General features: G+C 41.9%; 17 protein-coding genes and 1 pseudogene. 6 read left to right on the top strand and 12 right to left on the bottom strand.

Going from position 1 to position 23285, the window contains the following annotated elements; all coding sequences use genetic code 11:
• Positions 1-32: 32 nt before the first annotated feature.
• The 8 genes and pseudogenes from P1X15_RS17315 to P1X15_RS17285 all read right to left on the bottom strand — a co-directional run bounded on the left by P1X15_RS17315 (position 33) and on the right by P1X15_RS17285 (position 5272).
• Positions 33-287 (bottom strand): hypothetical protein, encoded by a 255-nt coding sequence (locus tag P1X15_RS17315; protein ID WP_277339395.1) that lies wholly within the window; start codon positions 285-287, stop codon positions 33-35.
• A gap of 117 nt (positions 288-404) precedes the next feature.
• Entirely contained in the window at positions 405-776 is a 372-nt protein-coding gene (locus P1X15_RS17310; RefSeq protein ID WP_277339394.1) for an IS110 family transposase, read from the bottom strand.
• A gap of 28 nt (positions 777-804) precedes the next feature.
• Complete coding sequence (locus P1X15_RS17305; protein WP_277339393.1) at positions 805-1023, bottom strand: transposase; 219 nt, start codon at positions 1021-1023, stop codon at positions 805-807.
• Positions 1024-1569: 546 nt separating this feature from the next.
• Positions 1570-2316 (bottom strand): transposase, encoded by a 747-nt coding sequence (locus P1X15_RS32605; protein ID WP_409049692.1) that lies wholly within the window; start codon positions 2314-2316, stop codon positions 1570-1572.
• A gap of 7 nt (positions 2317-2323) precedes the next feature.
• The gene (locus P1X15_RS17295) at positions 2324-2728 is read right to left on the bottom strand and encodes a hypothetical protein (RefSeq protein ID WP_277339391.1); all 405 of its coding nucleotides are present in this window, start codon (positions 2726-2728) and stop codon (positions 2324-2326) included.
• Positions 2729-3667: 939 nt separating this feature from the next.
• A complete protein-coding gene (locus tag P1X15_RS17290) occupies positions 3668-4369 on the bottom strand; it encodes a transposase (RefSeq protein ID WP_409049691.1) in 702 nt (233 codons plus the stop codon).
• A gap of 138 nt (positions 4370-4507) precedes the next feature.
• Positions 4508-4687: pseudogene (locus P1X15_RS32600) on the bottom strand (transposase); the annotation flags it as partial.
• Positions 4688-4735: 48 nt separating this feature from the next.
• Positions 4736-5272, bottom strand: a complete 537-nt coding sequence (locus tag P1X15_RS17285; protein WP_277339389.1) for a transposase family protein — start codon at positions 5270-5272, stop codon at positions 4736-4738.
• A 533-nt stretch (positions 5273-5805) separates the two neighbouring features.
• On the opposite strand from P1X15_RS17285, the gene P1X15_RS17280 reads away from it, so the two are divergent.
• Positions 5806-10749 carry an SdrD B-like domain-containing protein gene (locus tag P1X15_RS17280; RefSeq protein WP_277339388.1) on the top strand — a complete coding sequence of 1648 codons (4944 nt, stop codon included), beginning with the start codon at positions 5806-5808 and terminating at the stop codon, positions 10747-10749.
• 1221 nt (positions 10750-11970) lie between these two features.
• Complete coding sequence (locus tag P1X15_RS17275) at positions 11971-15903, top strand: hypothetical protein (RefSeq protein ID WP_277339387.1); 3933 nt, start codon at positions 11971-11973, stop codon at positions 15901-15903.
• Positions 15904-16025: 122 nt separating this feature from the next.
• Here P1X15_RS17275 and P1X15_RS17270 read toward each other — a convergent pair whose 3' ends face one another.
• The 4 genes from P1X15_RS17270 to P1X15_RS17255 all read right to left on the bottom strand — a co-directional run bounded on the left by P1X15_RS17270 (position 16026) and on the right by P1X15_RS17255 (position 19264).
• Positions 16026-16994 (bottom strand): amidohydrolase family protein, encoded by a 969-nt coding sequence (locus P1X15_RS17270; protein ID WP_277339386.1) that lies wholly within the window; start codon positions 16992-16994, stop codon positions 16026-16028.
• A complete protein-coding gene (locus P1X15_RS17265; protein ID WP_277339385.1) occupies positions 16961-17344 on the bottom strand; it encodes a hypothetical protein in 384 nt (127 codons plus the stop codon). Before P1X15_RS17265 ends, P1X15_RS17270 begins: the two co-directional genes overlap by 34 nt.
• Before the next feature lie 47 nt (positions 17345-17391).
• Positions 17392-18780, bottom strand: coding sequence for an acetylxylan esterase (locus P1X15_RS17260; protein ID WP_277339384.1), 1389 nt, complete (start codon positions 18778-18780; stop codon positions 17392-17394).
• Between the two features lie 211 nt (positions 18781-18991).
• A complete protein-coding gene (locus tag P1X15_RS17255; protein WP_277339383.1) occupies positions 18992-19264 on the bottom strand; it encodes a hypothetical protein in 273 nt (90 codons plus the stop codon).
• Between the two features lie 320 nt (positions 19265-19584).
• Here P1X15_RS17255 and P1X15_RS17250 point away from each other — a divergent pair, with 320 nt between their 5' ends.
• The 4 genes from P1X15_RS17250 (at position 19585) to P1X15_RS17235 (ending at position 23282) form a co-directional block, all read left to right on the top strand.
• Positions 19585-20574: a hypothetical protein gene (locus P1X15_RS17250; protein ID WP_277339382.1), complete on the top strand. Its 990-nt coding sequence runs from the start codon at positions 19585-19587 to the stop codon at positions 20572-20574.
• A 71-nt stretch (positions 20575-20645) separates the two neighbouring features.
• Positions 20646-21395 (top strand): hypothetical protein, encoded by a 750-nt coding sequence (locus P1X15_RS17245; protein WP_277339381.1) that lies wholly within the window; start codon positions 20646-20648, stop codon positions 21393-21395.
• A 314-nt stretch (positions 21396-21709) separates the two neighbouring features.
• Positions 21710-22162 (top strand): hypothetical protein, encoded by a 453-nt coding sequence (locus P1X15_RS17240; protein WP_277339380.1) that lies wholly within the window; start codon positions 21710-21712, stop codon positions 22160-22162.
• A 514-nt stretch (positions 22163-22676) separates the two neighbouring features.
• Positions 22677-23282 (top strand): polymorphic toxin-type HINT domain-containing protein, encoded by a 606-nt coding sequence (locus tag P1X15_RS17235; protein WP_277339379.1) that lies wholly within the window; start codon positions 22677-22679, stop codon positions 23280-23282.
• Positions 23283-23285 lie beyond the last annotated feature (3 nt).

Genomic DNA, 23285 nt, shown 5'->3' with positions numbered 1-23285 from the left:
GTGAAATTTTGAGATAGAGTATTAGAGATGAGTCATCCCGAATTTTGAGTCCATAAGTGGGTGAAAGCAATTCGGATACGATAAAGCGGTGCTGAGGCTTCCCGGCACCGCTTTCCCGTTCGGTGGCAGCCCAATCGCAAGAGTAATTGCTGCCAATGACTAAACTCAGCACGGAGTAAGGAGAGTAAAAAGGCGTATAATAAAGCGACAATCATCATCAACTTAAGTCGGTTTTCCCGCACGGATTTCCATGGTTTAAACAAGCATCGACGTATAATTTTTATCATATTTCTGCTGGCGGTGAACAACCGAGCAAACTCGATGAATGACTGGGTCGCCGGTGCGATTTGTTACGAACCGCGTTCAACACCAGCATCTTATTTTTACCTTGCTCAACTTTTCGTTTATAATAGTCTTGTAGTTCGCCTGGCCGACATGGCTCCCAAGTGGAAAAGAGATTTCAAGCGTAAACGTGCATGTTGATTAACCCGTGTTTTGCCTCGGACACTACTGCCCGAACTATAAGCAAAGGGCGCAACACCCGCATGGCACGCTAATTTTTTGGGATCAGTAATGTCCTTGAACTCATTGGTAGCCACGATGAGTTCCGTAGCGGTGGCACTACCAACGCCCGGTACAGAGGTAATCCACTCAAAGAGCTCTTTGAGTCGTGCATCCTGCTGAATGAGGTCATTAATTTTTTTGTCAGTCGTTTCTAAATCCGCATTGATTGCTTTTAGGGAGGCCTGACAACTTTTAGTAAGTTGCTTTTGCAAGGTTGAATCCAGGAATCCCTGTTGTTCGCTAATGGGCTATTGAACCGGGTCGCCGGTGCGATTGCTGCCGAACCCGTAAAAGGCGTTGACGAAGCGCACTGAGAGCCGCCAACTTTTGTAAAACAGGGCGGGGTGGTTGCCACAGCCGCATTCGGTCACGGAAGCGAAAGGCGTACTCAGCGATGCGTTGGGCATCAATAGCATCGTTTTTGCCGCGTTGCAGACCACCCGATTTTTTAATCTGCAATCGGACGGCCGACGCCGCTGTTTTCTAACCAAATGGGAAGAGAGAATTTGCGTAAATAGCTTAACAGGTGTATGTTGTAAATACCGCGGGGCGCCCCGTGGCGTATGTTCCATGCAACACACCGACTCGTTTATCCTAAAGTCAGGCAAGGCCTGTATGAGTTTGAGGGTGGTTTTAATACCCGCCTCTGAGTTAGCCGACTGACTTTGCAAGACGATGTGCTTGCCATCGAAAACGGCCCAATCTAACGTAGCTTTAGAAAGTGCACGGGCACCCCCGGTCAACACCGATAAAATAGCGAATGTCCATAAGAAATAATAATTTAGGGGTTCAACAAGTTGCTTGCTTCACTGCTCAAACCCTTACTAATGGGCCACCATACCCGAATTTCCATTTGAGCCTAAAGCAAGTAAGACAGGGCGGGGCCTGAATCCGTGCATAGAGCAACCACTCTGCGTCGCAGTGGCGCACCACCCCCATAGGTAAACCCACCCTGTTTACTTGTTGGCAAGCTACTAAATCTTAGAATCCTACCATGTCTCAAATCTAAAGGGCCACCCCGCAAAACCATAAGCGAGGTGATTCCAAAGCCAATTCCGATTTAGTATAACGGAAGGCCATCTCAATCTGCCAACGACGGGCATAAGCAAACACCATTCTCCAGGCGTCCTCCGCCGAACCAATAGCTTCATTAGTAAGCAGATACCAAGGTGTTCGCCCTTGACCGGGCCGTGATACAATCAGATACAGGGGTACATCAGGGTAAGCCGGATGCCATACCGGTTGGTAGATAAGCCCTGTTTTTCGATTACACTTGTGGACGGTATCATACACGAGTCGATAATCAATTGAGCGTTTACCACGTGTTAGTTCCCAAGTCTTTACCGCTTGACTGGCCTGATTGAGAAGTTGATAGTGGGTTTGCCACCGAATCAGGCCTTTCAAGTTAGCGTTCACTAACTTCCCTAACCAAGCCTGGGAGGCATAGCCCCGATCAAAGACATGTAAAACCGTTGAACCAAAACGATGGCTAAGCTCAACTAAGGCATCATTGACTACGTCTGCGCGCCGACGAGCGTGTTCACCGCGGCGAGTCCACCACTCAAACTGATACAGACAAGGAGCTCCACTTGGTCCTGCTAGTAACAGAGCCAGCCATTCCAATCCGGGCACGCAGACCGGTTTGCCACCGGGGGGATTGAAATAGCCCGGTCGAATACGCTTGAGTCGGCGGGCTTTACTACTGCGAACGGCTCCCAAGTCATTATTAGCTAAGGTTTCGGGTTTTTCCATCACACTCTCATCGGCACCGGCCGCCCGGCCAGAGAACCAACACGGGTTGCCCTTGTTGATGGAGCTGCTCATAAAACGTACGGGCTTTGGCCTGAATACCTTTCTGAATTAGGGTATGGTTCCAATGGGGGCATCGAAGTAGGTTAGAGATTCGTTTAGTGTCCGCAGGAGCTTGACGGGCTGAAAGCAGATGTTCCCCTAATTCACTTAAAAGCAGCCCGTTATTTCGATGCCGGAAGCGTAACAAGGTGATCAGCAACTGGCTAAAGGTGCGCACCAGGCGAACATCGATCAAGGCTGTTAATTCTTGGAGAATCTCGAGGGTAAATTCGGTTAGGCGTTGTTGATAAAAAAGACCCACAGAATGAGGCCATTCTTGCTCAGAATTTGTTTGTTTTGTAGTAGTATTCATAAGAAAACCTCCTGTCTTGTAGTTTAGCGACCACAAAGTTCAGGAGGTTTTTGATTTTTTAATCAAATCCGAAAAATTAGGGATGACTCATGTTTTTTTGTACAAATGTCACGTCCTGAAATAGCGATGCACAAAATGTAAAGCTATGCACGAGGAAACTGAAAGTAAAGTATGTATAAGTGTCCTCAAAAGGGCTACTCAATGTCTTTTAAATTGGCGGTTAAGAAGTTGAATGAGGAGAATTATCGTTCAGAGCTGCGGCTAGAAAGTATGGTATACAAAAACCTTCTATAGTCACGACGTGGTTGCGTAAATGTGGTATCTTTGATTGGCAAAACCAAATGCCTTCGAACATGCTTAAAACTCCTAAGCAAACGATTTTATAGTTGGAGCAAAAAGCCTTGCTGCAAAAGTAGGTGGAGACCTTTGAAGCGATTCTTTATTGATATGATGATTGATCTTGCCAAAAGGACGGGGTGGCCTTTAGATTTGTGTGATTGAACAAAATCAAGAAACTGGTAAGTTTACTTTTCAGTTGTTGAGCAGGATATAGGTATTTTAAGGGGGCCGCAAACTCACCATGGGATTGAAGTGCATCGGCACTCCGACCTATATCCTGTCTTTATCCAAACCTCAACGGGGGGCAGCGATAGAAATTTTATTAGCCAAGTGGGGTGCCCCGTGGCCTGGTGATAGCGGATAAAACCTCAACAACAGACTGTATTAAAAGCAATCGTGATGGAAACGCTGTTTGCAGCGCCAATAAGATTATATTGTATCTGATCTCGGGCAGCAGAATAGAAATTGACGCCCTATGAGCCCTGCCACCTTAACTGGCGGTAGCTTTTTCGTGGCTCTGAAAGAGTCAGTCTTGTACCGATATGCTATTTGTCATACGCTTATGCAGTCAGCTGTAAATTTCTATAAAGTGGTTCATCGTCACATTTGGTGAAAGTCGGGAATCCCCATCAGGATGACTCTTTTGCGGAGTAGTTCAAAACTCGCTCTCCCATACATTTGACGCTTGATGTTTTTGAGCCGGTTCACCTGCCCTTCGACCTGTCCATTGCTCCATTCGCAGGTGAAGGCTTGGAAAATGGCTTTAAAATCCTGTTTAATTCCCCTGACAAATCCTTTCAGCGCATCCACTCCCAAATCAAGCGCGTTATTACACCAAGTCTGAAGTTGATCCCCTTGCTTCATCTTCATGAGTTGTCTGAATTCTAAAGCCATTTCTCTGACAGCTTTGATGAGCGGGTTTTCTTCCAATAATTTCCTTAAAAATTCAATTGGCATATACTCTTCCCAATCATTTTGATACATCCCTAACCAAATACTCAATTGTTTGGAAGAATAGTAGGCTGCTTTTACCGACGCCGGCAGTGGTTCCAAAACCGATTTGGGATAATTTCTTACCGTGTTATAGACGGTAGCTTGAGAATAGGTGAATCCTTGATCGCTAATTTCTTCATACAATGCTTTGGCCGACTGCTGTCCTTGCTGCCAACGCTGTTGCAGATAGGTCTCAAAATCAAGAATAGTACTTCGTTTACGAGAAGTTTTAGGGACAAACTCTATCCGATTCCAATATTTTGCCACCGTCCTGCGAGACATTTTTAAAGTAACTGCTATCTTTCTAATACTGTACCCTTTGGATTGTAACTCTTTAACTTTTAGAAAATTGTCTTGATACTTTCCGACAAAAACAGGTTTTTGCAGCTGAGATTCTATAGGAAGAGTTTTCGACTTGTCAGCAGTAATATCCTCATTAACAGACTTTTGTTGTTGGCTTAGTTTGAGGGCTGTTTCTTTAATTTCTCCCCGTTGAGTATCTAAAAATCGCTCAAAAGTTTCCGAGAGATTTTTCAGAATATGCCATCGGTCGGCAATCTGTTCTGCCTGTGGACAGGCTTCTGTAATGGCAGCGGCGTACGTATTTGAACGATCCCGACTGACAATTTCAATACCGGGGTGCTCTAAAAGCGAGGCAGATAAGGTCTCGGCTTCTCAGTCAGGCAATAAATCAATCACTTGGTGCTTTTCCAAATCGACGATAATGGTTCCATACTTACGCCCTTTTTTAAACGCCCAATCATCAACGCCAATTATTTTAGGACTGGAAATGGCAGGGATATTACATTTTTTGATAAACCTCAGAACAGTAGAAGCACTTATCTTAACGGAGAAAGAGTGAGCGGGTAGAAGAATTACCCCGGATTCCAGACCTATCCCCATAAGTGCCTGATTCAAACGCTCAAATCGACGAGCATAACTGGCTAAACCGGTGACAAATCTTTCGGTGAATATTTTGCGCGGGCAGTCGGTATTTTTACAAAAGTATTTCCTGACCTGAAGCTGTAATTGAACTCTTCGGCCACCGGCGGGCAAATCATGAATAATTCGATGGTAGCAGCTATGGATTTTGTGGCTAAGCTCTCCACAAACGGGACAGCAGATATTAGCAGCAGTGCTTATCACATGTAAATCAATCCGGTCGGGGTAAAGTTCGTAATCAAGTAATTCTAAGTCGAGCTCGGAAGGCAAAAGAAAGGGAGAGTCCCTTCTTCAAAATTACAACTCAAACCCCGACTTTCACCAAATGTGACGATGAACCTCTTTAGCTTCATTATACAAATCCGTAACCCCAGCACAAATCAATTAATTTGCCTACAATATTAACACTATAACTTCATTTATGATTCAATGGAGAGTTTTACGAGAAATCCCTACCTATTAATAAGAAAACGATATTGAATGTTGCCTTGCAATTTGCGTGCCACTTGTGATAAAAAAACAAGATGCTTGTTTTGAAGAAAAATATAGAATAGGTTGATAAATATATTTAAAATATTGGTATATTTTATTGGTATATTTTGTGTTATTTTAAAGAATATATTTTTATTTTAATTGGTATAAAAATAAAATAAAAATACATATTAATAAAAATGGTATAGAGTTAAATGTTCACTTAATTATGGGATTTTTTTTGATAAATGATTGAAATTATTTTGTTTGTTGTTTTGGCTAGATTTTTGTTTATATGGTTTATAATGAACATTTTATAAACGAAAACTCTTATGTATTGTAGAAAAAAATACCTAATTGAGAGCTCTTTTTCTGTGTTGAATAAGCAACTCTGTGTTTTATTGTTTTTGTTTAATTCTTTTTCCAGCTTTAGCCAAATATCTGGATCAGTTTTCAGAGATTTTAACGGAAGTGGAATTAAGGATAACACATCTAGCTTTAATGAGATAGGATTAGGAGGAGTTGTTATTAAAGCATATAATTCTTCCGGCACACAAGTAGGTGGAACACAAACTACATCATCTACTGGTGCATACTCCTTTACGGGGCTGACACTTCCCGTCAGGCTTGAATTTACGCTTCCCTCCGGATACTATGCATCAAGGGGTGGTATAGGTAATTCTACAGTACAGTTTTATTCTTCATCGACGACTACAGCAAACTTAGGAGTAAACCATCCCGAGGATTATGTAAGTTCGGAGAATCCTAAAATAGCAGTACCTTGCTATATTAATGGAAATCCACTGGGAGGAGGAACCGCAGGAGGAGGCGATGCATTTGTATTATTTAATAATACAGCAGGAGGAACCACCCTAGCTTCCGCAGTTCCTCAGGGTATGAATGTAGGTGATGTTCAAGGAACAGCGACCGTCCCAGTTCATGCAGCAAGTGCAAATGAAATAGGCGCGGTATGGGGGGTAGCCTATAAGAAAGATGCCAAAGTGTTATTTACCTCTGCTTTTATAAAAAGACATATCGGTTTAGGTTCTTTAGGCATAGGTGGAATTTATAAGATAGATCTTTCAGGAGGAACTCCTGTTGCTTCAAATTTTGTAAATGTGAGCTCAATAGGAATTGATGTTGGAACTATTGGGACAAACGCAAGCAGAGGGCTGCCCAATAGTAAGGACTTACCAAGCTATGATTTGCCAGGCTTTAACAATACCGGCAAATTGGGAATTGGAGATTTAGATATTTCTGCTAATGGAGATACACTATTCTTTGTAAACCTTAAAGATAAAAAAGTATATAGTCTTGATGTAAGTAATCCAAATTCGCCTCCTACTGCGGCCTTAGGCTCATATACTATTCCATCACCAAATTGTGTAAGTGGTAAATTTAGGCCATGGGCATTAAAGTACTACAGAGGAGAGGTATATGTAGGAGGTGTTTGCTCAGGAGAAGATGAAAGTTGGCCTCAAGGTTATAATAATTTAGTAGTTTATATCTACAAGATGAAACCAAGCAGTGGGTTCAATACAACTCCAGTATTAACATTCAATCTACCTCAAAGAAAGACTTGGAAAGGATGGAATGATAAGTTTGATTTTTGGAACCAAGGTTCGGCTTCTTTTTGGGAGAATAGTCAACCTTTAATAAGTGATATAGAGTTTGATGTAGATGGTTCAATGATTATTGGTATTACAGACTTATTCGGAAATAAAAGCGGATATCAAAATTTTGGCATAGACGTTAATAGTAGTTCACTTAATAATGGAGTTGCTTTTGGAGATATTTTACGAGCTTACAATAATAATGGTACTTTCGTTATAGAGTCGAATGGTACTGCTGGACCTATTACTACCGCCGGAGCCAATAATAATTATGGCCAAAATGGCCCAAGTAGTGGTAGAGGAGAATTTTATTATGGTGATTTTGCCGTTGACAACAACTTCAATCTTATTGGCTTTGATGCCACAATGGGAGCCTTGGCATTGTTACCTGGTCGTAGTGAAGTAGTAAGTACCATTTCAGATCCGGTAGCAGCCTTATCGGGAGGGATTATCTGGCTTAGTAACACGACAGGAAACTGGAACTCAAGATATTTATTGTATAATTCTGCACCTAATTCGGGTGGAGAATTAGGAACGAGCGGAAAGGCCAATGGTTTGGGTGACATAGAGCTTTTATCTGACCCTGCACCGATAGAGATAGGAAACCGGGTATGGGTGGATGAAAATCAAAATGGAATTCAGGATGCAGGAGAAGCACCAATTAGTGGTATTACTGTGACCTTATGTCTAGCTTCTAATCCCTCTACTCCAATCGCAACAGCCGTAACTGATGCAAATGGAAACTATTATTTTTCATCTGGTAGTGGCACTAATACTGCGTCTGTTAAATATAATCTGAATCTATTGTCCAATACAAGCTATATATTAAAATTCCCAACTACCTCCGGCACAAAATCGTTAACCACAGCTAATAGTGGCAGTAATGATTTAATTGATTCAGATGCTAATGCTTCGGGTCAAATTACCTTTACAACAGGTGAGGCTGGGGAAAATAACCATAGCTTTGACGTAGGGTATAAAGCCTGCACACCACCTATTGCTAATGCAACCTCCAAAACACAAACCATTTGTGTGGGAGGTACGGTTACAGCCTACACAGCGACTCCAAGTACAGGTGTTGCCTACAAATGGTATGGCCCCTTGGCAGATACGACGAGCAGCTTGGGTACAGCCATTAGCGGAGCAACTAATGCAAGCTATACGCCAACCGGAACAGCCTTGACGACGGCAGGTACAAAATATTATGCTGTTGTAGTGAATACCACAGGGGAGGCTGCTTGTGCCGATACAGCCTTTGTGAGATTGGTAGTGAATGCCAAGCCAAACATTGCCAATGGTAGTGCGACAATCTGTGCTGGAGAGTCAGTGAATTTGACGACACAAATCACGAATTATGGGACCTATTTAAGTCCAGTGTGGACGCTAACGACGGCAGGCGGTACAGCTGTAGCGACCCCAACCTCGGTAAAACCGAGCTCTACAACGACCTATGTATTAGTAGCGCAAAATGCATCAGGCTGTAAAGATACCGCTCAGGTGGTGGTAACGGTCAATGCCAAGCCAAATGCTGGAAGTAATCAGACGTTGGCGTGTGCGAACCCCTCGACCAATACGCTGACGACAAGTGCAACCTTAGTACCAAGCCCCTCCGGCGGAACGTGGTCACAACTCGGCACCACCCCTGTGACGGCGACGATAAGTGGCAATAATGTGACAGGGATGAATGTAGTGGGAACCTATCAATTTGTATACAGCTTGAATGGCTGCAAAGACACGGTATCGGTGACAGTACAAGCGTGTGTTGGTTGTGTAAAGCCTAATGCAGGAGCAGATGCGGCGTCGGTCTGTCAGCCGACCAAAACAGCGAAGTTGACCGCCGTAACATCAGGCGGGACGTGGTCGGTGATAGGTAGTCCTTCGAATCCCTCGGTCGCGACGATAGATGCGAGTGGAAACATCAGTGGGCTGAATGCGGCAGGCACTTACAGATTTGTGTATTCGGTGACTTCTGGCGGTCAGACCTGTACAGATACGGCACAAGTAGTAGTGAATGCCAAGCCAAACATTGCCAATGGTAGTGCGACAATCTGTGCTGGAGAGTCAGTGAATTTGACGACACAAATCACGAATTATGGGACCTATTTAAGTCCAGTGTGGACGCTAACGACGGCAGGCGGTACAGCTGTAGCGACCCCAACCTCGGTAAAACCGAGTTCTACAACGACCTATGTATTAGTAGCCCAAAATGCGTCAGGCTGTAAAGATACCGCCCAGGTGGTGGTGACGGTCAATGCCAAACCAAGTGCAGGCACCGACCAGACGTTGGCGTGTGCGAATCCCTCGACCAATACGCTGACGACAAGTGCAACCTTAGTACCAAGCCCCTCTGGCGGAACGTGGTCACAACTCGGCACCACCCCTGCGACGGCGACGATAAGTGGTAATAATGTGACGAATATGACAGTAGCAGGCACGTACCAATTTGTATACAGCTTGAATGGCTGTAAAGACACGGTCTCGGTGACAGTACAATCGTGTGCTGGTTGTGTAAAGCCTAATGCAGGAGCAGATGCGGCGTCGGTATGTCAGCCGACGAGTACAGCGAAGTTGACCGCCGTGACATCCGGTGGAACGTGGTCGGTGATAGGTAGTCCTTCGAATCCGTCGTCGGCGACGATAGATGCGAGTGGTAACATCAGTGGGCTGAATGCGGCAGGCACCTACCGATTTGTGTATTCGGTGACTTCTGGCGGTCAGACTTGTACAGATACAGCACAAGTAGTAGTGAAGGCTAAGCCAAATGCCGGTGCTGATATATTGAGCACCAATGCCATTTGTACAACTGTAGGAACAGCCCAATTGAGTGGAAGCCCTGCTGGAGGAGCATGGTCTCAATTAGGGACAAGCCCTAGTGTTGCCACTATTGCACCGTCAGGTTCGGTTTCAGGAATGACAACTGTTGGAATATATCAGTTTATTTATAGCCTCAATGGCTGTATTGATACAGTTGCAGTAGAAACCAAAAGTTGTGTGTCCCCAGAGGTGGATTTAGCCCTAAAGAAGTCCATCAATAAAAAGATAGCCAAACTAGGAGATACCTTGACATACACGATTCAAGTCTTCAATCAGTCATCAACAGGAGCTACGGGGGTAGAAGTTGTGGATTCCATAGCGACGACGGTAGGATTCATTTCTGGAAGCTTTGTGGCTAGTCGGGGTAGTGCGAGTATCACAGGCAATGTGATTAAATGGACCATTGGCAACATTGGAGCCCCTGGTGATACGGTTCGATTGATCTATAAAGTGAAAGCTATCTCTGAAGGAATTCACTTCAATACAGCCGAAATAAGTAAGGTCAACGAAAAAGATGTGGATAGCACCCCTGGCAATGGCAAAGAAAGTGAAGATGATATTGATGGAGCGTGTTTTTCAGTCCCGCTTCAGCTTTGTGTAGGTCAAAAATTAGAGGTAACTGTCCCGTCACGTTATACCAATGTAGTATGGTATAAAGAGGGGAGTGCCACAGCAATAGCAATGGGCAATGTAGTATTGTTGGGTGAAGTAGGGACTTACACCTTCAGTGCATCGAATCAAACCTGTCCAGCGGGCGGTTGTTGTCCAGTGATAATCGAGGAAGGTACCAGCTGCTGTCCTACAGATATTTGTATACCCTTCATGATTCAAAAGCAGAAAAAGAAATAAGTTAAATTTTGAGATAGAGTATTAGAGAGGTTCATTGATTCAATGAGCCTCTTTTTTTTTAGGTATGTTCAGAGCGTGCTTTAGGAGAACTCTTGAATCCCATAAACGCATATGAGCCATTCTGAATCGATAGTGGTTTAATCAGCCCCGAATGTAAGGGGATAGCTAGTATAATTAGGGTATTTTACCAATTGAAGTATTTTGCCTGATTGCTCTGAACTCTGACTTCATAAATATGAATTAAGTCCTTTAAGTTTTTTAAAAATCAATACATGATTAAATAAATGTCTTTGTTTTTTTGTATGAAATTTTTTAAAAATGAGTCAATTGTAATGAAAAAATAATGTATGGTATATTTTTTATTGCAATAGTATATTATTGATTTTGTGTTTTGTTTGTTTATTTTAGGTAGGTAATGTAATTTATTTTCTAGTACGATTTTTGTTGAATTTGTAATTGTGATATATCTATTTGTAGATGTTCTGTTTTGCTTTGAATTGTATGTTTTGGAGGTGATTTTTATTGTTTTAAATTAAAAAGAAAGAGTTTGGTATAGTATTTGGATTTAATTATGTTATCAAGAATCAGTTTTGATAAGATAATTAAATCCAAATGAAAAATAAAATTTTAGGTATATGTCAAAAATGTATTTTGGTATATATATTTTATTGTTGGATAACATGGGTTCGTAAATACGCTGACATTCGGAAGCTAATTTGGTTTTTGTTGAAGCCACTTAACATTATCATCAATGCATTTTTCTTTTTATTATCGACTTCGATTTTTATCGGTGAAGATGTTGTCATCGAAATAAACGAACGCTATAAAACTATTCTCATTCTTGAAGGAAATAGTAGCTTGCCGCCGTAGATTTATTTCTTTTAGAGTTTGCTTATACCTGTTGATTTATTGCTGATAAATCTTGTTTTTTCATTGATTGTCAATTGTTTGTGTCTTGTAAATAATATAAAAAACATACATAATCGACAATGATTCAGCTTGATGTTAATATGCGATATTCAAAAAAATAAAAGTTGAATATGTGTTTAACTATCACCTATGAATAAGTCTAATCTAATAATTGAAATGGGTATATATAGCTCTATTTTGGGTAGTAAGCTCAGCGTTGTGTTTATGCCCATTTTGTAATCAATTCCACCACAAATAGTATGTGGGCTTGTTTTGCAGTTAAACCCTACATATGTAATCATAAATAAAAAAATGAAAAGAATAATACCTATCATTTGTCGCTGTGCGTTCTTGATAATTCTAATATTGTTAAGGACTTATAATGTTTCAAACGCACAAAACTGTGGTTGCGAGGCTGAAAAAGTAAATAGCAACGGAAGTTTTGAAAATTGGTCGGGCGGGACTCATGGAGCACCCGATTTTCCTGATGTTTTCTTTGGCGATGAACAGCCCTTGCCTCTCAATATACCTAACTGGGTTGTTACAAGAAACAACACCAACGAGGGTTACTTTAACGGTAGTATTTTTCGGAACAACGGTAGTAGATATGTTCCACAAGATGGGAATACATTTTTTGGAGGATATGTGCCGTCCATTAATAGCGGAGCAGGATTTCATGCATCAAGTATTATAAAAACTTCTTTTAACGTAGTAGCGGGAAAAGAATATACTCTTTGTTTTCATATGGCTCCTGGAGGTAAAATCGTTTGTAATGCATCTGGTACTCCTCTCGCTTGGGTAGATATTCCGACAGAAGGAGGTTGGACTGTCAGTATGACTGGTGCTCATTCTTATAATAATTACTTTGCCTCTAATCCCAATGATGCCACAACTGATCACACTCTCCCCAATCCCAGAAATTGGACTAAGCAAGTTGTTTCATTTGTGGCAAACTCTACCGGTAGTGTTGAATTAAGTTTTTTGGCCACAGCAGACAGAAGTGTTATATTTCAAGGCGCGATTTGGGCATTTTTCTTGGATAACGTCTCTGTAGCACCCAATACTTGTACTCCTACTTGTACCCCCCCAACCCCCACGGGAGTTGGGGCGGCACGATGCAATCCTGGAAGTCTCACATTAACGGCTTCGGGTTGTGATGCTACTCATCCGGCTGTTTGGTATAGCGATGCTGCTTTAGCTACCCAAGTAGGGACGGGAAATAGTTTTACAACTCCAAATATAAGTACAACGACAAATTATTATGTGGCATGCGTAAAAGATGCAAGTTGTAAGAGTGAGGGAGTGTTGGTGTCGGCGACAATAAATACGAAACCTAACGCTGGGACAGACCAAACCCTAGCTTGTGCTAACCCCACCACCAATACCCTGACGACCTCAACTACCTTAACAGGCGCTCCATCGGGAGGGAGCTGGGTTGCCCAAGCAGGTAATCCTGCCACTGCTACTGTTACTGGTAACGGAGCTGTAAGTGGAATGACTGTAGCAGGAACGTATCATTTTATTTACAGTGTAGGCGAATGTGCTGACACGGTAGCAGTGACGGTACAAGCTTGTACCCCCTGTACCAAGCCAAATGCTGGAACAGATACCCGTATATGTGCTCCACTCAGTTCTACAAACCTGACTGGATTCAGCCCTTCAGGTGGTACGTGGACTGCCGCTGCTGGCAATCCTGCTGCTGCTACCATTACCAATACGGGAGCAATTTCTGGAGCTACTGCTAATGGAGTATATCACTTTATTTATTCAGTAACTTCTGGTGGTCAAACTTGTAGTGATACGGTAGCCGTAACGCGTGGAAATGTGGCAGTAGATATTAGTGGACCTTCTACAGTGTGTGGAAATGATCTCCCTGTCCAGTTTACCGCTACCCCCGCAGGTGGAACTTTTACTTTGCCAAACGGACTTCCCACTGGCACGATTACTACCAACGGAAATGTACTAACTTTAAATCCTGTCAGTAATATTTCTAGTATAACTTTTAGCTACAAAGTAACGGTAAATGGTTGTGAAGGTACGGGCAGCCATGAGGTGACTATAAATAATGGTGGGCCAAAAGTTAATATCACGGCAGATACCCTTTGTGTTAATCAGACTTCTACCTATAATGATCCTTCGGGTACAAATGGTACTTGGAGCGGACCTGGCGTAACGGATACCGGAACAGCAGGTAGCTTAAATGCAGCTAACGCTTTAACTGCCTTGGGAAAAACGGCACCTGTTGGTTTTTACATTTATTACACCCAAACTAGTGGTTCTTGCTCACGGAAAGATAGCGCCTTTGTGTATGTTAATCCACGCCCTACGGTAACAATCGCTGGACCTAGTGCCCTATGCTCAAGCGAACTTCCTGTAACCTATACAGCTACACCAGCAAATGGCAGTTTTTCATTACCTGCTGGACTCCCTACAGGTGCCGTGACTCAAAACGCTAATACCTTGACTATCCATTCAGGATTTGGCATTTCAAGTATTACCTTTAGCTACGCATACACAGATCCAGCTACTACTTGTTCGGCTACTACTAGTAAAAGCGTGACTATTACCTCTAAATCGAATGCTGGAGCAGATAAAACCCTTGCTTGTAATGCTGGTAACCTGGTCACAACAACTTCGCTGACAGGTTCTCCTTCAGGAGGTACTTGGACTGCACAGTCGGGCAATCCAGCCGCAGCTACTGTTACTAACGCGGGAGTCGTAAGTGGAATGACTGTTGCAGGAACCTATAAGTTTATTTATACTGTAAATCAGGGTTGCGGTGATACAGTTTCAGTAACCGTTCAGGCTTGTACTGGCTGTACTAAACCTAACGCAGGTTCAGATAAAACCCTTGCCTGTAATGCTGGAAATTTAGTTACTACTACTACTTTGAGCGCTACACCTTCGGAAGGTACATGGACTGCACAGTCGGGCAATCCAGCTGCAGCTACTGTTACTAACGCGGGAGTCGTAAGTGGAATGACTGTTGCAGGAACCTATAAGTTTATTTACTCTGTAACAGCAGGTGGACAAACTTGCTCTGATACAGTCGCTATAACAGTAGAAGCTTGTGCTGGCTGTACCAAACCTAACGCAGGCTCAGATGTATCTATCTGTGCTCCGGCTACCACAGCGAAGTTGACAGCAGTGACAGCAGGTGGAACTTGGTCACCGATAGGTAGCCCTGCTAATCCAGCCACTGCCACGATAAATTCTAGTGGAAATGTAAGCGGATTGACAGCCAACGGAATCTATCGCTTTGTCTATACAGTAAGTGCGGGAGGCCAAACTTGTACAGATACCGCTCAAGTCATTCGCAATGCTAAGCCAAATGCCGGTGCTGATATATTGAGCACCAATGCCATTTGTACAACTGTAGGAACAGCCCAATTGAGTGGAAGCCCTGCTGGAGGAGCATGGTCTCAATTAGGGACAAGCCCTAGTGTTGCCACTATTGCACCGTCAGGTTCGGTTTCAGGAATGACAACTGTTGGAATATATCAGTTTATTTATAGCCTCAATGGCTGTATTGATACAGTTGCAGTAGAAACCAAAAGTTGTGTGTCCCCAGAGGTGGATTTAGCCCTAAAGAAGTCCATCAATAAAAAGATAGCCAAACTAGGAGATACCTTGACATACACGATTCAGGTCTTCAATCAGTCATCAACAGGAGCTACGGGGGTAGAAGTTGTGGATTCCATAGCGACGACGGTAGGGTTCATTCCTGGAAGTTTTGTGGCTAGTCGGGGTAGTGCTACAATTACCAATAACGTTATCAAGTGGATTATTGGAAATATAGCTGCTAATTCAGGTAACAATGGAGATACTGTCACATTGACTTACCGTATAAAAGTCACACAACAAGGGGTTCACTTCAATACGGCTGAAATAAGCAAGGTCAACGAAAAAGATGTGGATAGCACTCCAAACAACGACAAGGAGGGCGAAGATGACATAGATCGTCAATGTTTCACAGTGCCTATTGGTTTGTGTGAAGGAGAGCAATTGGAAATAAAAATTCCTGCACATTACACAAATGTAGTATGGTATAAAGAGGGTAGTACCACAGCAGTAGCAACGGGCAATATAGTATTGTTGGGTGAAGCGGGAATTTACACCTTCACTGCAACGAATCAGGCCTGTCCAGCGGGAGGTTGTTGTCCAGTAATAATTGAGGAAGGTACCAACTGCTGTCCTACTGATATTTGTATACCGGTTACGATTAAGAAGAAAAAGATGAAATAAAGTAGAGTGAAATGGGTGTAATCATCGACAAAAATAAATACACTTTACCCTCATAATGATTAAACCTCCCAATCGAGTATTTCGGTTGGGAGGTTTTGTTTTTATACAATCCTGTCTTGCAATCAATACACGACTTTCCCCTGATGAATTAAAGATTTAATAGGTGAAACGCGTGCCACTGCTTCAGCTGAACAACTCGCCTCTACCAGCACTACATCTGCAGTATCGTTGGTTTTGGGCCATTGACGACTTCCTCGTTCATCTAAGGGCAATACATTGCGGGTGGCAAGTTTAAGACAACGCGACAATTCCAACTCCGACGAATAGCCATAAAGCTGAGCCATGAGATTGGCTTTGTGTAAAACACTGCCTGTACCAAAGGTATTCCAATGGTCAATAATGCTATCATTACCAGTCATAACCTCTACTCCATACTGATACAAGGTAGGAATTGGCATTATAGTGTTACCAAACGGAATCGTTGATACAACGCCGATTTTGGCATGGGCGAGTTTGTCCGCCATTTCTTCAAGCTTGGGCTTTTCGAGCCGAGCCAGTACAAAACAATGACTCAAGTAGGTTTTACCTTTGAGTACAGGATGTTCGTTGACTCTATCAATCAAAAATTCCACGGCTTGGAGCCCGGTTTCTCCTCCTTCATGCAAGTGAATATCGATTCCTTTTTGGTGTTCGAGGGCCAATTGTACCACAAAATCGAGGCTTTTCGGTATACTGCCATCGATAGAGGTAGGATCAAGGCCTCCGATGAAATCAATGTTTGTTTTGGCTGCTTCTTTCATCCACTGCGCTGATTCGGTATAAAAAAGCCCATGTTGCGGAAACGCCACGAGCTCTGCTCCAAAAGAGTCTTTTTTGTTTTGAAGAGCTTGCTGAAGATGATAAAGAGAGTCGAGCTTAGAGGTGGAATCAATATTGACATGACTACGTGCAAAATTGCTGCCGCGCGACTGCAACAATTCAATGAGTTTCTCGGCTCGGTAGGTAGACGTTTTGAGTAATTCGGGGATTACTTTTTGCTCAAACGCAATCATATCTTTCACCGTTCGGTTTTTTTTGAACGAGCTTTCCAAGCACCTCCATAGTAGGTTTTGTCTAGGTGAATGTGCATATCCCTAAAAGCGGGCAACATCAAAAGCCCTTTCGCATCTATTGCCTTGGTAGTGGGTTGGTTAGGTAAAACCGCACTTATTTTACCATCGTTTATTTCAATCGTAAACAGTTCTGTTTTGGTAGCTACGACTTCCCCTTCCTCGTATTCAAAACCCGTTTCCAATCTGACATTTTTTAGCGTCAATTTTGAGGCTTGAGCCTCCTCTAAATCTTGCCATAGATTATCATTGTCGACGGCGAGCATTCCACTGCTAAGCATCATTGAGGCATTTTTAATAAAATCTTTACGAGAGAGGGATTGCGTAGCCATGAGTTATTGAGGTTTTGAAAACTACAAAAGTAATTTTTTTGTAAACATTAAAAATATTTACATTCTCCCCAATACCTACAAGCCCAAGCAATCCAAGTACTCCAATTGGGGCCAGTGCTATGCCCTCCCGCATGTTGGCGATAGGCGATGTCGCCTTCTACTAAGGGCGTACCAAGGCTAGGGAATTGGGTAGTCCCTAAGCCTTTTTTGCCAAACAACCGATAAACAGGGTCGGCATAAACTCCCCCCAAAAACATTCCTTTGGCGTCTACCCATTGGCCTTCGACTTGGGGAGAACCTGAACTAATAAATACTGGCCGAGGTGCACAAAGTGCCACCAATTCGTGGGCATCGACGGGCATATCGGAGGGGGTGAGGGGGCCTGCGTATTTGATGAAATTTCCACAAAACCAGTGATATTCACCCGAAGAGGCTAAGTTTTCGACTTGTTCCCCAAACACTCGTCGTAAAATTTTGGTGCCTCCTGCACCCGACGAACCAATAAATGCTAACGAAAATCTTGGTTCAAAAGCCATCGCTACTACGGTGGCTTTGCCATATCTTGAAAGACCCTCAATCGCCACCCGTTTGGTGTCGATGTCTTTGTCTGTTTCAAAATAATCCAACGCTTTGCTTGCTCCCCAGCTCCAAGCACGCAAAGCCCCCCAGTCTTCTGGTTTTCGTGGTTTTCCTTGGTTTACCAAACCGATGATACCTTCTGTCAAACCGGCGCCATTGTCGGCCTGGATACTTGATGGTACAATGATAGCGTAGCCCCATCCTCTCGAAATCAATTGCTCTTTCCAAGTAGGTTCGCCAGCTGAACCCAAGCCAATAGGCATGACAGGAGGAGTATTGCCAAAGGGTGATTGGATAAAACCAAACTCCAAAACAATCGGTACAGGCTTCGTCGCAAGACGAGGAGTAGCTACTAAAAGTTCGATTTCTACTTTGATAGAAGGAAAAGAAGAGTTGTCGACTACGCCACGTAAAATTTTTTCTTTGATAGGTAGGTTTGCAATCACTGTATCCTTGCTAGATACTATCTTCCACTGTACGGTTGGTATATGGGTGGGTAGTCGTCCATATATTTCTTTTTCAAAGTCCTCCACAATTTCGGGTCTTCTTTTCTGCCACCATTCTTGAGGGGTTTTAATTTTTTTGCCGTTTTTCAATACTAACGGATCTGGAAGTGTGTAAGAATTGACTTTACTTTCGTCTCTATTGGCAGCGTTGGCGTCTTGTGGATTTCCTGACACGCCTGGTCTAAGCGACTGAATGTTTAATTGAGTCATCATATTTTGATGGTCGGCACGGGTTTGGCGTTGTAAGCGAGCAAAAATGCTATCTTGCTCTGGAGTGCGTCGTCCAAACTGTGCTAAGCTGTCATTTAAAGTCATGAAGACTACAGCAATAGCTAACCCATATTTTTTCATTTTGTAATGTTTGTATATTATTACAAAAATGACATTTTTAACGGTATGTTTTTATTAATTCTTGCAAAAAGTAAATATGGGTTTTGATAAAGTAAATCCCCTAAAAATAAAAGCCACAGCTTTCCGCAAAGCTATGGCTTAAAATTGCTCCAACAACTGCTTATCTTAAATGAAAAAAGAGTGACTTTTGAGATAAGCATACAAGTCTACCTTATCTCAAAAAAAGCCACCAATTTCCTATCGAAATAACGGTTTCTTCTCTCAGCTCTGCAATCATTCTAAGATTTTTTATAAACTTGTCACGATGCTCAATGAGCGAATTACGGCTTTCTGTGTTTTGAAGCACATTTTCCGTAATTGAGACCACAAGATTGTCACTAACGCTCGGAATTTTGTAACGAAGTCCGTGAAAGTGTTCATCAGTAGCCTTGTACATAACAGCTTCTAGCCCTGTAATAGGGCAAAGTGGGGGATGGTTAGGCATTTTCATTATTTATCTAAGTAGGGTATGGCCAAAGTTACGACGAAATCTAAAATTATATTCAATAAAAGTAGGTTTTTTTATACCAAAACAATGATAAAAGACATATTTTGTATATTGTTTTGGTGAGAGGTGTTCTTGAATAAATACAATTTTGTGTTTTGTAGTGGCACAAGCGTTTTGGCATTGTTTGAGGGCAGCTACAAAGCAAGCGGGTCAAACTAGCGACGGAGTTACACAGAGATGCGTGTGCTTAACCTCAACTAACCCGCCGTCTTACCTATCATTAGAGTAGCGTTGTTTGCCCCGATAGCAGTGTTACCTTGACCGCCAGCGGTTGTGCTACTACCCTAAACTGGCACTATACCCGCGCCAATGGTAGTACGGGCACGCTCGCTGCTACGGAGGCTAGTGTAACTGTTGCCTACAATATCATCACCGGGACGCCGACTGACTCGCTTACTTTCCGCGCTACTTGTGCGGGGACTTGTGCCGCCACTCTCTACTCCAATGCGCTTTTGGTAGTCAAAAAAGCCTTGTGTGACACGGCAACGGTAGTGAGTGACAGTGCCTGCTATGTGTATATCAAAGCCTCCAATGCGCAAGGACAAGAAACGACAAGTTTACCTCGTTTGGGTGGGACTCTGCAACCCCTCAAACTCCAAGCCGATGATTTGGATAGCTCAGGCTTTTGGAATACGGGGGTGACTTACCTATGGACTCGCCCCGACAGCACCACCACTACTACCGATACCTTGGTGGCCTCCAGCATAGGAGCATACAAGCTCTTGGTAAGCAAGCAAGGCCGAACTTGTGAAGCCTACGTAACGCTCAACGCCAAGCCCTGCGTGGTACGCGACTACACCAGTGCCTCTTGCCAGACGGTGACCAACCCCACCGCTACCAACCAACTCAGCAGCCTCGCCCCAGGAGATGTATTTTACGCTGCCGATTATAGCATCCATGTAACGGAAGCCAGCGGTGGCGTGGGAGGTTGGAGTGGCAAAGGCTACGTAGAGGTGTTGTTGCCTTTAGGGGTTACCTCTACCGTGGCGGTTACTTTCTCAGGTATTGCCATCAATGATTGTTATGAGTTGACCAATGGAACGGTGGAAACGGAGTATGATGCTAATAAAGAATTGTTAGATGTAGATTTAATAATGCAAGAACTAAAGATTATTTTGGGTAATATAGCATCACTTATTGAAAGTTATACTGGAACTGTAGAAGAAAAAGCTAAACTAGCAGAAGAAATGAATAAGTTGAAAGCTCATAGTAATATAAGCTCTTTAGCCCCTCTAAAAGTAATTTAACCGAACTACAAGGCCAAACCTGTAGCATACCCGCCAATCTAATTGATATAAAACAAGCCAGAGTTGCCGTAATGAACTCTTGTGAGGCCACGATTGAAAAAATTAAAGACAATTTAAATGAAACAAATAACTATTTAGATTCAAATTATAAAATACCTGCCCCGCAGTGGTTTATTTCAAAAAGGTTGCAACAATATCAAGCTTGGCAAAAGGCTTACGAAGCACTTACTAAAATGGGACTTTGGAAAGAAATGAAAATAGACTATATGAGAGGGAATACTTACATAGACTTATATTTCTTAACGGGTAATTGCAATACTGGGCTTAATGCAGATGGTACGGTAGATTCGGGTGATCATGCAATAACTCATGTAATGAAAAATACTTCGGACTTTGGGCCTCCTACAGATACAAAAGAGCAGCTTTCAGACCTTTATTTCAACAAAAACGACACTTTTGAATTTCGTGACATTGTTAATAGACCAATGGCTGATGCTTCAGATGATTATAACATTGTTTATGATAATTTCATAAAACAGAGACTTAAAGAAAAAAAGTTCCCTATTTTTATTACAATCTGTTCACGAGTACTTGAAGGAGCACTTGTTTCGGAAGAAGCAATGAAAGATCTATGTCATACTATTTGTCATGAGATAGATGCTCATGCAAAATATTATGTAAAAGATGATTTAATGAAAACTACCACAGGTGGTGAGGATCATAAAAATTTCTATAATCTGTCACAACCACAAACCGATTCTCCAGACTATAAAGTCATAAAAAAACTTAGTCGGGCTTTTTATTTTAAAAATATAATTTAAAATTACTTTAAAACAAAATAAACAATGAAAAGAAAACTAGTAATTGTAGTTATACTTATAGCAACAGTAATGTGCTATAAAGTTATTACTTGTTTTTTGCCATCACAAGTGCTCAATTCCTATTTTGAAACTCGCAAAACGGGTTATACATGGTTAGGGTACGAAATCTATGAACATAAAAGATTTTTTTCAGATATTGATTCTTTTAAGTATTATTTCTTAGAAAACAATAGTTTTTTTATATTAAAATTTTTTCCTCATGAAAATTTTAATATAAAAAAAAGAATATAAAGGTTAAGTCTTTCTGGATTTCTATGTATGACGAAGAATATAAGAATAGTTATGATGATTTTGATTTAGAAATTTATGTGATGAAACTTTTTGATTTTAATATAACATTAGGTGATACGCTTAAGTATCATAAAAAACAGTTTAATAAAATTTTAACGCAAAAATTTTACGATACGTCAATTGGAGATACGTTATATTATTTTGTTTCAGAACAACCTTTGGAATCAGAAAATTACCCTTTTAAAGAATCTTATTTGGTGTCTGAGTCAAAAGGGTTAGTAGCTACTATGTTAGTTAATGAAAGTACAACTCCTATACAGGTACGTTTTTTAAGAGGAAATTGGAATTATAATTTATATAAAGGTAAGAAAATAAGAATAAAACACACTGTCAAAAAAGAAGAAAATTATGAAATGGAGAGTATTGACATCAAACAAATACCTGCTTTTAAAAAAGAATGCTTTTGGCAAAAATAGCTTATAAATCCCCCCAGTTGTGCGTAGCCTCAACAAAACGGGGTTTTACACATTAAAGGAACAACCATTCTCGTTGGCTACTACTTTAACAAGGAGCAAAAGCCGAGAAACACAATGGCACTTAAAAGCCTGATGCGTAGCGTGGCACGAGGTAGATATCAAATCATTAATTGGTGGCAAATGTGGTAAAACACATCAGACCCCGTTGGAAAGAGTATAAGATAAAGAACTACTTGGCCTTGTTTTTATGAATGACCAAAACAAAAACGAGGAATTATGAAAGCGCAAAAAAGAAAAACCCCAGTTGTGAGTAGCCTCAACAAGTGAAGGCAATCTAAAAACTTGGAAAGTCCATTAATCGCAGTCACCAAGACTTTCCAAGTTTGGGAAAGTCAGTAGAAAAGAAAGCATAACGCCGGATATATGAAACGCTATTTTACGCAGCTACTTGAACGTAGTGTTCTGCTGACTAGGTATAACTACGAAGCAGCTTAGCAATACGACTCATCGTTTGGTGAAAGTAGTCGCGGGCATAGATACCATTTTCACTACCCCCGAGCACCCATTTTATGTGGAGAGTAAGGGAATGACCCAAGCGCAATTTCTCCACAAAGGCGACTTGCTCAGTACAGTAGCTACTACTGAAGCATCCTTAGCATTACTGCCGCACTTAGCCCGTAGCGGTATAGCGGTAGAAAGCATTCAATTGCTCGACAGTACTGTTAGTGTTTACAATTTTGAAGTATCAGATTTCCATACCTATTTTGTAGAGAGTCAGAGTATTTGGGTGCATAATGCTTGTTCCACAGCACTTTTGTCTGATATAAAAAAATGGGTACATACAGAATTTAACGCTCAAAGTGTGGATATTATTAAAGTGATTGAACAACAATTATTAGCGAATGACCCTTGGGTTTGGCAAGAACATGTTTACACAACAGTTATCAATGGTAAAACATATCTTTTAGATGGACATCATCGAATACAAGCAGCAATAAACATTAATTTTACAGGAGACATTCCATTTACAGAAATACCAATAGCTGAAATATCCAAATTCAGAGGCGGTCAATACAAAAACGCACAAGACGTAATAATTGCATCAAAGAAAATACATTAACTG

Source organism: Runella sp. MFBS21 (assembly GCF_029433105.1).
In the GTDB taxonomy this organism is placed as follows: domain Bacteria; phylum Bacteroidota; class Bacteroidia; order Cytophagales; family Spirosomataceae; genus Runella.
This window is presented reverse-complemented; position numbering and strand designations above follow the sequence as displayed.

Coding starts and splice junctions, on each gene's coding strand:
- P1X15_RS17265 (WP_277339385.1), bottom strand. CDS start 17,344: ATGGCTACGCAATCCCTCTCTCGTAAAGATTTTATTAAAAATGCCTCA.
- P1X15_RS17275 (WP_277339387.1), top strand. CDS start 11,971: ATGAAAAGAATAATACCTATCATTTGTCGCTGTGCGTTCTTGATAATT.
- P1X15_RS17260 (WP_277339384.1), bottom strand. CDS start 18,780: ATGAAAAAATATGGGTTAGCTATTGCTGTAGTCTTCATGACTTTAAAT.
- P1X15_RS17315 (WP_277339395.1), bottom strand. CDS start 287: ATGATAAAAATTATACGTCGATGCTTGTTTAAACCATGGAAATCCGTG.
- P1X15_RS17295 (WP_277339391.1), bottom strand. CDS start 2,728: ATGAATACTACTACAAAACAAACAAATTCTGAGCAAGAATGGCCTCAT.
- P1X15_RS32605 (WP_409049692.1), bottom strand. CDS start 2,316: ATGGAAAAACCCGAAACCTTAGCTAATAATGACTTGGGAGCCGTTCGC.
- P1X15_RS17245 (WP_277339381.1), top strand. CDS start 20,646: ATGAACTCTTGTGAGGCCACGATTGAAAAAATTAAAGACAATTTAAAT.
- P1X15_RS17280 (WP_277339388.1), top strand. CDS start 5,806: ATGTATTGTAGAAAAAAATACCTAATTGAGAGCTCTTTTTCTGTGTTG.
- P1X15_RS17255 (WP_277339383.1), bottom strand. CDS start 19,264: ATGCCTAACCATCCCCCACTTTGCCCTATTACAGGGCTAGAAGCTGTT.
- P1X15_RS17240 (WP_277339380.1), top strand. CDS start 21,710: ATGTATGACGAAGAATATAAGAATAGTTATGATGATTTTGATTTAGAA.